Annotated in this window: 9 protein-coding genes; 6 read left to right on the top strand and 3 right to left on the bottom strand. The window is 68.4% G+C overall.

Features of this window, described 5'->3' with window-relative positions; all coding sequences use genetic code 11:
* Positions 1 to 49 precede the first annotated feature (49 nt).
* Positions 50 to 823: a DUF2470 domain-containing protein gene (locus tag GORHZ_RS20625; RefSeq protein ID WP_006336447.1), complete on the top strand. Its 774-nt coding sequence runs from the start codon at positions 50 to 52 to the stop codon at positions 821 to 823.
* A gap of 10 nt (positions 824 to 833) precedes the next feature.
* Positions 834 to 1,643 carry a CPBP family intramembrane glutamic endopeptidase gene (locus GORHZ_RS20620; protein WP_006336446.1) on the top strand — a complete coding sequence of 270 codons (810 nt, stop codon included), beginning with the start codon at positions 834 to 836 and terminating at the stop codon, positions 1,641 to 1,643.
* Between the two features lie 3 nt (positions 1,644 to 1,646).
* Here GORHZ_RS20620 and GORHZ_RS20615 read toward each other — a convergent pair whose 3' ends face one another.
* Complete coding sequence (locus tag GORHZ_RS20615; protein ID WP_006336438.1) at positions 1,647 to 2,324, bottom strand: DUF4873 domain-containing protein; 678 nt, start codon at positions 2,322 to 2,324, stop codon at positions 1,647 to 1,649.
* Positions 2,321 to 3,226 (bottom strand): AurF N-oxygenase family protein, encoded by a 906-nt coding sequence (locus tag GORHZ_RS20610; protein ID WP_006336436.1) that lies wholly within the window; start codon positions 3,224 to 3,226, stop codon positions 2,321 to 2,323. The genes GORHZ_RS20615 and GORHZ_RS20610 overlap by 4 nt, the downstream gene beginning before the upstream one ends.
* Before the next feature lie 701 nt (positions 3,227 to 3,927).
* On the opposite strand from GORHZ_RS20610, the gene GORHZ_RS20605 reads away from it, so the two are divergent.
* Together GORHZ_RS20605 and GORHZ_RS20600 are read left to right on the top strand one after the other, a co-directional pair.
* A complete protein-coding gene (locus tag GORHZ_RS20605) occupies positions 3,928 to 4,848 on the top strand; it encodes an LCP family protein (RefSeq protein ID WP_245551479.1) in 921 nt (306 codons plus the stop codon).
* Between the two features lie 95 nt (positions 4,849 to 4,943).
* Entirely contained in the window at positions 4,944 to 5,489 is a 546-nt protein-coding gene (locus GORHZ_RS20600; RefSeq protein ID WP_006336433.1) for a ferritin, read from the top strand.
* A gap of 12 nt (positions 5,490 to 5,501) precedes the next feature.
* Here GORHZ_RS20600 and GORHZ_RS20595 read toward each other — a convergent pair whose 3' ends face one another.
* Positions 5,502 to 9,557: a type VII secretion protein EccC gene (locus GORHZ_RS20595; protein ID WP_006336431.1), complete on the bottom strand. Its 4,056-nt coding sequence runs from the start codon at positions 9,555 to 9,557 to the stop codon at positions 5,502 to 5,504.
* A gap of 138 nt (positions 9,558 to 9,695) precedes the next feature.
* On the opposite strand from GORHZ_RS20595, the gene eccD reads away from it, so the two are divergent.
* Positions 9,696 to 11,183 carry a type VII secretion integral membrane protein EccD gene (eccD, locus tag GORHZ_RS20590; RefSeq protein WP_006336429.1) on the top strand — a complete coding sequence of 496 codons (1,488 nt, stop codon included), beginning with the start codon at positions 9,696 to 9,698 and terminating at the stop codon, positions 11,181 to 11,183.
* Entirely contained in the window at positions 11,183 to 12,559 is a 1,377-nt protein-coding gene (mycP, locus tag GORHZ_RS20585; protein WP_006336427.1) for a type VII secretion-associated serine protease mycosin, read from the top strand. The genes eccD and mycP overlap by 1 nt, the downstream gene beginning before the upstream one ends.
* Positions 12,560 to 12,573: the final 14 nt, after the last annotated feature.

The raw sequence follows: 12,573 nt of genomic DNA, 5'->3' as shown, positions 1-12,573 counted from the left end.
CCTTTATTTCCCATGTTTATGGATCGTCCCGAGCAGAGAGCGAGGCCGCATGACCCGCGCAATCACCGACCGCCCCACGGACGCGGAGATCATCCAGACCGCCTGCCGACGCGTCCGCGCCGCGACACTGGCCGTCGACGGTACCGAGACGACGCCGGTCGGCGTCGTGCATCTGTTCGAGTCCGAGGCCTTCCTGCTGGTCCCGACCGACGGCGTCGCGACGGTGCTCGCCGGCGAATGCTCCGACGGGCTGTCCGCGATGGTCGAGGTCACCGACTGCGCACCGATCGACCTGCGCGAACGGGTCCGGTCGCTGATCTGGCTGTCCGGTCGCCTGCATGCCGTGCCGGCGACCCTCGAGCGCGCGCTGGCGATCGAGATCGCCACCGAGCATCCCGACGACGGGTTGCTCGACCTCGGGCACGGATCGTCGATGCTGCGTCTGGCGCTCGACTCCGCGGTCATCGCGACGTCGTCGGGTGCCTCGGCGGTGTCGGTGACAGAGCTGGCCGACGCCCTCCCCGATCCGTTCTGGCCCTACGAGGGCGACTGGATCGCGCACCTCGACGCCGAGCACGGCGACACCGTCGGCCGACTCGCCCGCCGCATCCCCGGGCATCTGCACGCCGGGCGCATCCGCCCGCTGGGCCTCGACCGCTTCGGCATCCGTTTCCGCATCGAGGGGCCGGCCGGCGATTCCGACGTACGACTGTCCTTTCCCCGGCCGGTGACCGACGTGTCCGAGCTGTCGCACGCCCTGCGCAGCCTGGCCGGGTGCCCGTTCCTCAACAGCCTGCCCGACCGGGGTCCGCGCGCCTCGTAGGCTGTCGGTCATGAACGGCCGCCTGCACACCCTCCTACGCCCGTCCCGGCCGGAGGGGATCGAGGTGGTCACCGACCCGACCGAGCGCCGCGCGATCGTCGTCGAACTCGTCATCGTCGGGGTGCTGACCTTCGCCTTTTCCGCGCTCGCCGCGGTCTTGTCACTGATCGAGGCGCAGCTGACCGGCGGCATCGGCAACTCGACGGTCGCGCTCAACCCGAGCCGCTCCGATGTGGGGTGGATCGATTTCACCCGGCAGCTGATGAGCGCCATGCGGCTGCTGGCGATCGGCGCTCTCGGCATCTACCTGTTGTGGCGCAGCGGGATCGGACTGGGCCGCGTCGGATTGGGTCGCTGGGTGCCCCGACGCGACGTCCCCGCCGGGCTCGGCCTGGCGGCGCTCATCGGGCTGCCCGGGCTGGCGCTGGTCGCGGTGGCCCGCGCGTTCGGCCTGAACGCGCATCTGGTCCCCGCCGAGGCCGACGGTGCGTGGTGGCGCTGGCCGATTCTCATCCTGATCGCGGTCGGCAACGCCGCCGCCGAGGAGATCGTCGTGGTCGCCTACTTCGTCACGCGGCTGCGGCAACTCGGTGCGTCGGAGAACGGTTCGCTGGCCGCATCCGCCGCGCTGCGGGGCGGCTATCACCTCTATCAGGGTGTCGGCGCCGGTGTCGGCAACCTCGTGATGGGGCTGGTCTTCGGCCGCTACTACCAGGTGACCTCGCGGCTGTGGCCGCTGGTCGTCGCCCACGCGGTGATGGACATCGTCGCCTTCGTCGGCTACGCGTTGCTGCACGATCACCTGAGTTGGGTCGGCTGAGCCTCAGACCAGCAGGGGCTCGAGCGCGTACGGCGGTGCCCCCTCCCCGACGATGCGCACGTCGCCGAGGGGAGTGATCTCGGTGAGCCGTGCCGGCACGGGTTCGCGGCCGTCGATCGATACCTCGACCCACGAGATCCGGCGCTGTTTCCAGTCGCGCACCTGCGGGCCGAAAGCGGTTCCACCCCAGTGATAGTGACCGTCGAGCGGATCGACATGCCCGAGGAGACGCAGCCGCACCCGCAACGGCGCATCGTCGCCGGTGAGCACACCCTCGCCGGAGAAGACGCCCTCCTCGATCGACTCCGGTCCGACCCAGTCGTAGTCACTCTCCCGGAAGTGCCGCAATCGCCTGCGTTGCCGACGGTCCGACCCGATCCGCGCCCACTCCGCCTGGATCGGGCGGCGCACCGCCACCGACGTGGCCGCCGACACCACGAAGTGCTCGATCAGATCCGCGAGATACCCGACGGCACGCGCATCGTGCAGAACGAACTCGTCGGGCCGCGCGGCATCGGCAAGTCCCAGATAGCTTCGGGGTGCGGGCGGTCCCTCCCGAATCACCAGCGCGGCCCCCTCCGGCGCACCGACGATCCGGATCGCCAGCGGCGAGCGTGTTATCCGTTCCCGCAGCGCAGCAGCACCGGGCCCCGTGCCGATCACCGCGACCGCGGCGGTCACGGGAGGAACCCGGCCTTGCGCCAGCCTCGCCGGGACAGTCGGCTCATCAGCCCGGCCTCCTCGAGGAAGGCGGCGAGCGAGGCGAATCCGCGGACCTGCGCATCCCGGAAATGCGGATTGGCCCGTGCGGTACGTGCGGCCGCGCGGCCGTCGAGTCCGGCGCGACGGTACATCTCCGGATTGGTGAAGAGCCGGCGCATCAGCATGCCGTCGAGAGCGTGCCCGTTGGCCGCGACGAACCTCTCCCATCGACCCCGAAACACCTTGCGCCGCATGATGCCGTCGCGGGCGAACGCGATGTGCCGGGCCTCCTCGGCCACATGCACCTGCATGAGTCGCGCGATCAGGGGCTGCAGTGCCGGATCGTCGAGCATCTCGCGCTGCAGGGCGTCGAAGATCTCCTCACCCACGAGGGCCTCGACCCATAACACGCTGCGGCGCAACAGGAACGGGAGCATCGCCGCAGTGGCACGGTCGTACCAGTGCATTCGGAAGGGCCGGGCGCCGGACCATTCGATCGCGCGGCCGAACATGACCATGTGCCGACACTCGTCGCCCACCTCGGTCAGGGTGTAGTGTGTCGTCGCCGCGGCCGGATCGGCACGCATCAGCCGGGCCAGCAGCGTCCGGTTCAGCAGGTTCTCGAACCAGATCCCGACGGACAGGATGTTCGCCATCTCCTGTCGCGAGAGTTCGATCCGCTGCTCGGGCGACATCCGGTCCCAGATGTCGGTGCCGACCAGGGTCAACACCCGCGGCGGCAGGAAGTAGCGGTCCGGTTCCGGGGCCCGGTCCCAGTCGAGGTCGACGACGGGCGCGTACGACCGTTTCACCGAACCCGTGATCAGCCGCTGGGCGATCGCTGCGCGGCCGCCGTCGTTCTTCGTGGATGTCACGCTCATCGGAGACCTCCGAGCTTCGACTGTCTGTGGCCTACGACACTAGGACGGGTGCCGATATATGTCAACAAACAATGTCACATTCGGCGCTGGTCGCGTACGCTCGCCCGGTCTCACGGAACACACCGCACCGCGTTCCGCGGAACGCAGTGCGGCAGGTGGCCACACTCGGAGCGGTCATTTGCGCACCTGTCATGCGTACATTGGATGAGATGCATGAGCCCGAGCCGCCGATGATGCACCGGCGCGGTGTCCCCCCGGGACCCGCTCCGGGCCCGGGCGACCCGACTCGCCGGGTGGACCCTGCCCGGCGGCGACCCCCGCCGCCACCCCCACCAACGCCACCACCCGGCGCCGACGATCCGACCCGGCGCGCCGGACCGCGGCGACCTGCGCCGACGCCTCCCCCGCCCGAGGCCACCGCGCACCTGCGGGATCGTCGTCCGAATCCGGGCTATCAGCCGCCGAAGGCATGGTCGAACACCGCGGCCGCTCCGCCGCCCCGTCAATCCCCGCCCCGTCCGTCCCCGCCCCCTCCGACGCGTCGCGATGACCCGCCCCGCGACCGTGGGGCGGGCGGCGCCCCACCGCGTGGGCGGTCGACCCCCCGAACCACGACGCCACCCCCGCCCCCTCCACAAACACAGCCGCCGACGAGGCCCAGACGGCGCCGCAAGCTGCGGATCGGACGCATCCTGCTGGTGGTGTTGCTGCTGTTCGTCGTCGGGTCGATCGGGCTGGTGTTCTACTACGACGGCCAACTGCATCGCACCGACGCGCTCGTCGCCTATGCGGGACGACCGGCGGACACCCCGGGGACGAACTGGCTCGTCGTCGGCACCGACTCCCGCGCCGACCTGTCCGAGGAGCAACGTGCCGAACTGTCCACCGGCGACAGCGAGGGGTCGCGCACCGACACCATCATGCTGGTGCACAAACCGCCGAGCGGGTCGGCGATGCTCATCAGCATCCCCCGTGATCTCTATGTCCCGATCCCCGGGCAGGGGTCGCACAAGATCAACGCCGCCTACAGCCTGGGCGGCCCGCAGCTGCTCGTCCAGACCGTCGAACAGCTCAGTGACGTGCACATCGACCACTACGCCGAGATCGGCTTCGGCGGTTTCGCCGAGGTCGTCGACGCCGTCGGCGGGATCACGATCTGCCTCGATCAACCGGTCAACGATCCCAAGGCCGGTCTGAACCTGCGCGCTGGGTGTCAGAAACTCAACGGGCAGCAGACGCTGGGTCTGGTCCGCACGCGGGCCTTTCCGAACGCAGACCTCGCGCGTGTGGTGAACCAGCGCAAGATCCTCAGTGCCCTGATGGACAAGGCGACGAGCGCGTCGGTCCTCGCCAACCCGTTCCGCGCGATCCCGTTCGCCAACGGGTCGGTCGACGCGCTGACCGTGGACTCGGGCGATCACATCTGGAATCTCGCCGGGCTCGCATTCGCGTTGAGCGGCAACCCGATCACCACGACCGTACCCAACGCAGGAAACGTGTACACCGACGACGGGGACTCGCTGGCCGTGGGCGACAACACCGAGGAGTTCTTCGCCCACATCCGTGCCGGCACCGCGGTGCCCGACGATCTGCTGTCGGATTCGGGGGGTGTGGTCGGCTGAGCCCGGCTGCCCGGCGCCCGAAATATGGTGAGGCTCAACTCAGTTAGCCGAGACTGAGCCCGGCGGATGTCGTGCGTGCCTCTTACCATGGAGACATGCCCGACATCACCGACGAATCCGTCTTCCACAAACTGCTGCACGCGCAGATCGGCAACGAGTTCGCCGCCTCCCAGCAGTACATCGCCGTCGCGATCTACTACGACAGCCTCGACATGCCCCAGATGGCCGGGCACTTCTATCGGCAGGCCGTCGAGGAACGCAATCACGCGATGATGATCGTGCAGTACTTCCTCGACCGCGACATCGCCGTGGAGATCCCCGGGGTCGGTGGTCCGCGCAACGATTTCGCCGACCACCAGGCGCCGATCGAACTCGCGCTCGCGCAGGAGAAGGCCGTCACCGAGCAGGTCGTCGAGCTCGCGCGGTCGGCACGCGACTGCGGCGACTATCTCGGTGAGCAGTTCATGCAGTGGTTCCTCAAGGAGCAGGTCGAGGAGGTCGCGACGATGACGACGCTCAAGACCATCACCGAACGCGCCCGCGGCAACCTGTTCGACGTGGAGAACTTTGTCGAACGCGAACTGGGCGGCGCCGAGGCCGGCGACTCCACCGCACCGCCCGCGGCCGGGGGCAACCTCTGAGCCGACGAGTCGTCAGTCGAACAGGGCCGGCAGCCGGCAGATCTGCACCATCTCGTGCCCGCGGACCCGGGAGATGAACTCGCCACGCCCGGGCGGCAGCTTCTGCATCTTGGTGCGGCCCACGATGTTGCCCTCGTCGCGGTCGCCGCTCATCAGCAGGATGTCGGCGGACAGGTCCTTGAGCTTGCCGATCACCGGATCGAACAGCGCACGACTCGCGCCGCCGGAGCGACGGCAGATCACCACGCGCAAACCGATGTCGCGGGCCGACGGGAGCAGCTCACCGAGGACACTGAGCGGGTTGCCCGACGACGCCGACGCCACCATGTCGTAGTCGTCGATCAGCAGGTGCACATTCGGTCCGCTCCACCAGCTGCGGTCACGCAATTGCTGCTGGGTGAGGTCGGGTCCGGGCAGACGCCCGGAGAGGACCTGGTGGAGCTGCTGCATCATCGGACCGAGTGCCTGGGCCGAGGTGGCGTAGCCGGCCAGGTGCTCGCCCTCGACGGCGCCGAGCATGGTGCGCCGGTAGTCGACGAGGACGATCTTGTTCTGCGTCCCGGGCCCCTGTTCCATCAGCCCCATGGCGATGTTGCGCAACAGGGTGGTCTTGCCGCATTCGTTGTCGCCGAACGCGAACAGCAGCGGCTGGACATCGAAATCGAGCACCAGCGGCACGAGTTCGTTCTCGCCGAGCCCGATCGGGATCTGCTGCGAGGAGAACGACAGGCCGAGTTCCTGTGCGCGCCGATACATGTCGGCCCGGGTGAGTCCCAGGTCCAGTTTGCGGACCTGCCGTGCCGCACGCCCCGGATACGCCTCACGGATCTGCTCGACCGACCACGCCACCGCCTCGGTGAGGGTCTCGGGATTGCTCGTGCCGTCGAGTCGCGGAAGTCCCACGAGCAGATGCAGGGCCTCTGGGGAGATGCCACGGCCCGGCCGGGCCTGCGGCACCTGGGCGGCGACCTTGCGGGCCATATCCGACTCCATCGGGTCACCGAGTCGCAGCTCGAGCCGCGAGCCGATGAGATCCTTGATGGCCGGACGGATCTCGCCCCAGCGGTTCGCGGTGAGCACCACATGGATGCCGTAGGTGAGGCCCTGGTTGATCAGGGTGGTGACGGTACCCTCCAGCGCCTCGAAGTCGGCGCGGAAGGCGGCCCACCCGTCGATCACCAGGAAGACGTCGCCGAACTCGTCACGCGCCACCGGATCCTGGTTCTGCGCAGCACCGTTCGTGAGGATCGCACCCTTGCGTTTACGGAAGTCGCGCATGCTCTCGATACCGAGCGCGCGAAAGTTCTCCTCGCGTTCCCGCAGCAGTGTGGCCATTTCGGCGATGGTCCGTCGGACCCCGTCTGCATCGGATCGCGTTGCGACCGTGCCGACATGAGGTAGCCCGGCGAGGCCGGCGAGGGTGCCGCCGCCGAGGTCGAGGCAGTAGAACTGGACCTGTTCGGGCACATGGGTGACCGCGGCAGACATGATCATCGTGCGCAGGGCGGTCGACTTGCCCGACTGCGGTCCGCCGACCACCGCGGCGTTACCCGCGGCGCCGCCGACGTCGAGGATCAACACGTCGCGACGCTGATCGTAGGGCCGGTCGACGACACCGATGTGGAACCGCAGGTCACCGAGACGGTTGACACCCTCCCGCCAATCCGCTTGCGGCACCAGCATGTCCACCGTCGGTGACTGGTCGAGCGGAGGTAGCCACACCTCGTGGGCGGCGCGGCCGCGCCCGGCGAGTCGCGACACCACGACGTCGAGAAGGGTCGGACCGACCGCGGATTTCGCAGCGATCGGCACCTCGAGTTCCTCCAGCGATGGCAGACCGGTCGGCGTCGACGACGCCGGCGGTTCGGAACCACAGTCGATCGGAACCGGGCCGGCGGTGAACATCTTCATGCGGCCCTGACCGCGATGCTCGTGCGACGTCGATTCCACCGTGTCCGGGGTGATGTAGGGACCCGACACGTAACAGGCGTTGAACCGCACCGGGTCGGCCGAGTCACATTTCAGGTACGCCGACCCCGGCACGCTCGGCAGATGGTAGGCGTCCGGGACGCCCAGCACGGTGCGGGACTCGTTGGCCGAGAAGGTCTTCAGACCGATCCGATAGGAGAGGTGGCTGTCGAGCCCGCGGAGCTTGCCCTCCTCGAGGCGCTGCGAGGCAAGCAGCAGATGCATGTGCAGCGACCGTCCGAGACGGCCGATCGCGACGAAGAGTTCGGCGAAATCCGGTTTCTGCGCGAGGAGTTCGGAGAACTCGTCGACGACGATGAACAGGGCCGACAGCGGGTCGAGCGGTTTGCCGGCCGCGCGGGCCCGTTCGTAGTCGCCTACATTGGCGAAGTTGCCGGCCGAACGCAGCAACTCCTGGCGGCGATTCATCTCGCCCGAGAGCGCGTCCTTCATCCGGTCCACCATCGCCAGTTCATCTTCGAGGTTGGTGATGACGGCCGCGACATGCGGCGCCGAGTCGAGCCCCAGGAATGTGGCGCCACCCTTGAAGTCGACGAGGACCAGGTTCAACGCATCCGGCGAGTGGGTCGTGATCAGCGAAAGCACCAGGGTACGAAGGAATTCACTCTTTCCCGAACCCGTGGCACCGATGCAGAGTCCGTGGGGGCCCATCCCGTTCTCGGCGGCCTCCTTGATGTCGAGTTCGACGGGACTGCCGGTCTGGGAGATCCCGATCGGCACCCGCAGCCGTTCCCGCGGAGTACGCGGACGCCACACCACGTTCGGATCGATCAGATTCGCGTCCGCGATCTTCAGCAACGCCATCAGACCGGGATCGGTCGGCGTGGAATCCTGTTCGAGACTGACGATCTGCGCGGCGGTGGCGATGCGATAGCGCGACATCGCCCGTGCGAAGACCTCCGCGTCCGGGACCGAGGCGGTGTCGATGTCGGCGAAGGTCTCCACTCCCACGGCACTGCGGGCCGCGATGGTTCCATCGTGCACCACCAGTTGCAGACCACGCCGCACGGCGAGCCCGTCCGGGGCCGCGGTCAGGTCCAGCACGGTGACACCGTCCATACCGGCGTCGCTGATCAAGCGCTCGTCGCCGTTGACGTAACCGTCGTCGATGACGATGACGTAGTGCAGGCGGCCGGGCGTCGGCGGGGTGGTGCGTGAGAAACGTCCACGGTCAAGCAAATCGGAGGCGATCGACTCCTCGGCCTCGGCGACCGATCCGTACAGCATCCGTTCGGCGCCCACCGCATCGCGTCGGGTCGGGTGATGCACGTGCGGCAGCCATTTAGTCCACGACCACGCCTCGGTCTCCGGGTCGGCACACACGATCACCACCCGCAGGTGGTCGGGTCCGTGGAAGGCGCACAGTTCCATCAGCATCGACCGCAGCAGCCCTCGGGTCTCCTGTCGGATGCCCTCGATGCTGATCGCCGGGAAGCCCCTCAACGACACCGCGGTCGGAAGTCGGTGCACCACCGAATAGGTACGGACGAACCGTCGCAACGCCACGGTCGAGACCGGTTCCAGGTCCTCGAGCGGTCCGGTCTCGGGAGGCATCAGCCGCGACGCGAGACGCTGGCTGCCGACACCCACGCGGACGTGGCCGAAGTCGTGGTCACCCGGCCGACGCTCCCACATCCGGCGACTGCCGACGACACCCTGCAGCGCCTTCGGCTCGGGATGGCTCCATTCGAGTGCCTGCCGCTGGGTCGCGCCGGTCGCCTGCACGTCGTCGCGCAACTGCGCGAGGTAGCGGAAGTAATCCTTGCGTTCCTCGTTCAGTTCGGCGGCCTTCTTGCCGCCGGACCGTCCACCACCCATGAACATCCCGACGGTCGACATGATCAGGATCATCGGGAACATCAGCATCATCGGGTTTGTCAAGAACGACCGCCCGCCGACGGCGAACATCATCGCGATCATGCCGACCACCGCGAGGATCATGACGATCGGCAGCATCTTCATCATCATGCTGCCGGGAATGACCCGGGGGACGTCGGGCGGCGGCTGGACGGCCACCTCACCACCCGGAGCCCGAGGCGGTGAAATGCGGGGCCTACGCACAAAGCCGGTGGTCGCCAATGGTCCCCCTCACACACCGCTTCCCGATACGGTGGCTCAACACCCTTGACAGGATGCTAGCGAGAATCCGGTAGATTGCCTAAACGACCGGGGCGCGAGCAGGAGTCCCGAACGCACGTGACCTGGGGGAACACAACTATGACGATCGGAGACCCGCTTGCCGATCTCGATCAGGAAGCGCACACCGGCGAACCCGACCTGACGCGCATCTCGATCCTCGGCGGGAACACCCAAGTCGATGTCGCACTGCCGTCGTCGATTCCGATCGCAGCACTTCTCCCCGACCTCGTCACCTTGATCGAATCGCGAAATCCGCAGCGGCACAGGGCCGATCCCACCGACGACGAGAAGCGGGAACACTGGACGCTGAGCAAGGTCGGCCAGGATCCGATCGAGTCGCACCGGTCGCTGCGCGAAGCGCAGATCCTCGACGGCGACCTGTTGATCCTCAAGTCCGTCGTATCCCGTGAGACCCCTGCCCTTTTCGATGACGTCATCGACGCCGTCGGTCGTTTGAATGAATCTCGTTTCACGAGTTGGTCGGCTCGGTCAGCCCGCATCATGGGTTTTGTCGTCGCGATGGTCGCCAGCGTCGTCGCCGCACTGATCCTCTGCTCCTCCCGCCAGGAATCCGACACGTGGCTGCCGGGTCTGATCAGCGCGCTGCTCGCGCTCGGCTTCGTGGTGGCCGCGGCCGTCGTCAGCCGCTATTACCGCGACGACGGTGCGGCCACGGTGCTCGCGTTCTGCGCCCAACCGCTCGTTTTCGCCGCCGCGATGCTGGTGACCCCGCACCCGCTGGGCGCCCCGCACCTGACCTTCGGGTGCGCCGCGTCGCTGGTCACGGCGGTGATCGTGTACCGCCTGACCGGGGTCGGACCGATGATGCACAGTGCGATCCTGTTCGCCTCGGCCGGTGGGCTCGTCGCCGCCGGGGAGGTGACGATCTTCGGTTCCGATGTCGCGAAGGTCGGTGCCGCGATGGCCGCGCTGGCGGTGCTCCTGGTGTTGCTGGCGCCGCGGTTCACCATCGCGTTGGCGCGCCTTCCGCTGCCGCCGGTCCCGACGTCGGGTGGGCCCATCGATCCGATCGACGCCGAGGTGCGGCCGTCCATCGAGGGCATCGGCGCAATCGGTGCGATGGCTCTGCCGTCGGCGGCCGCGCTTGAGCGCCGCGCCTACACCGCCAACCAGTACCTGACGGGCATCGTGCTGGGCACGGCCGTACTGGCCGGGATCGGTGCGTTGCTGGCCGCGGATCCACTGGGCGGGTTCGATTGGCGCAGTGCCACGCTCGCCGTCATCATCGCCGTCGTCCTCGCGCTGCGCGGGCGCGCCCACAGCGACGTCACACAGACCGCGATCCTGATCGCCGCAGGGGCGATCGTGTTCACACTGCTGACAACCGGGCTCGCCGTCGGTGACCCGGTCTGGATCTACATCGGTTTCGGAGCGCTGGTGGCCCTCGCGGTACTCGCACTACTGAGCGGTGTGGTGGCACCGCAACAGGAGTTCTCCCCGGTGGTCAAACGGACCGGGGAGATCCTCGAGTACACGCTGGTGGGTGTGATCGCGCCGCTGACCTTCTGGGTGATGGACGTCTACAGCACCGTGCGCAACCTCTGATGCGGCTGCTGCGGGTCGGCGCCGTGGCCGCCGTCTGTTGTGCGCTGTGGGCCTCGGCGGGGCCCGCCGCCGCGGTCACCCCGCCGACGCCGTCCAAGTCGGATCTGGTGTTGCGGGTGCCCCCGGGACCGCCGGAACCGACCGAGCAAAAGGCCTTGTGCGGCAAACCCTTCGCGTCCAGCGCGGCCGATGTGCGCGACCCCTCGGCCGCCCAGCAACTGATGGAGGTGCGCGCGGCCTGGCGCTACAGCACCGGCAAGGGTGTGAAGGTCGCGGTCATCGACACCGGCGTGCAGCCGTCGAAGCGCTTCAAGAAGGTGACCGGGGGCGGCGACTTCGTCAGCACCGGTGACGGTCTCGACGACTGCGACGGCCACGGCACCATGGTCGCCGGCATCATCGCCGCCCAACCCGGCGACGACGACGGGTTCGCCGGCGTCGCACCCGACGCCGAGATCATCTCCATCCGGCAGGCCTCGTTGGCCTACGGACCCAAGGACACCAACTCCGGCGGCGGTGTCGGCGAGATGGCTTCGAGCAGCTATGGATCGGTGCAGACACTCGCGTACGCGGTGGTGGCCGCGGTACAGCGCGGCGCCGACGTCATCAATATCTCCGAGGTCGCCTGCGCACCGGCCGGCAGCGACATGCGCGACGACGCCTTGGGCGCGGCGCTGCAGTACGCCTATCGGCGCAACGTGGTGGTGGTCGCCGCTGCCGGCAACCTCGTCGACCCGTGCGAAACGCAGAACACCGGCGTCAACCCCGCCAACCCATCGGCGCGGGGCTGGGACACCCTCAACACGATTGTCAGCCCGGCCTGGTTCACCCCCTACGTGCTCACCGTGGGGGGTGTGGATTCGACGACCGGCGCCCCGTGGTCGCTGTCCGTGCACGGCCCCTGGGTCTCGGTCGCCGCACCCGCCACCGAACTGGTCAGTGTGGGTCTGCGCGGTCAGGCGGTGAACCGACAGGAGGGTCGCGACGGCCCGGTCACGTTGGACGGCACCAGCTTTGCAAGTCCGTATGTCGCCGGACTCGCCGCGCTGATCAAGGCACGCTTCCCGGGCATCTCGGCGGCCGACGTGATGCGCCGGATCACCACGACCGCGCACGGGGCCGGCTCGGGCCGCAACGACGTGATCGGCTTCGGGGTCGTCGACCCGATCGCCGCACTCGGCGACACCGTCGTCGGAGCCGATTCGGGTCTGGCGGCCGGTCGGCCGATCGCACCACCGGATCTCAGCGAACCGGATCAGACGGCCCGCAACGTCGCCCTCGCCGGGACCGGGGTGTGCCTGCTCGTCGCGGTCTCGTGGTGGGCGGTGTCCATCCCGCGCCGACGCCTACGACGGCTCGGCGAGGACGAGTACTGACAATCTCCACAACC

The organism is Gordonia rhizosphera NBRC 16068, assembly GCF_000298195.1.
GTDB classification, from domain to species: domain Bacteria; phylum Actinomycetota; class Actinomycetes; order Mycobacteriales; family Mycobacteriaceae; genus Gordonia; species Gordonia rhizosphera.
The sequence above is the reverse complement of the archived record's forward strand: the minus strand, read 5'-3'. Positions and strand labels throughout refer to the sequence as shown.

Coding starts and splice junctions, on each gene's coding strand:
- GORHZ_RS20625 (WP_006336447.1), top strand. CDS start 50: ATGACCCGCGCAATCACCGACCGCCCCACGGACGCGGAGATCATCCAG.
- GORHZ_RS20620 (WP_006336446.1), top strand. CDS start 834: ATGAACGGCCGCCTGCACACCCTCCTACGCCCGTCCCGGCCGGAGGGG.
- GORHZ_RS20610 (WP_006336436.1), bottom strand. CDS start 3,226: ATGAGCGTGACATCCACGAAGAACGACGGCGGCCGCGCAGCGATCGCC.
- GORHZ_RS20600 (WP_006336433.1), top strand. CDS start 4,944: ATGCCCGACATCACCGACGAATCCGTCTTCCACAAACTGCTGCACGCG.
- eccD (WP_006336429.1), top strand. CDS start 9,696: ATGACGATCGGAGACCCGCTTGCCGATCTCGATCAGGAAGCGCACACC.
- mycP (WP_006336427.1), top strand. CDS start 11,183: ATGCGGCTGCTGCGGGTCGGCGCCGTGGCCGCCGTCTGTTGTGCGCTG.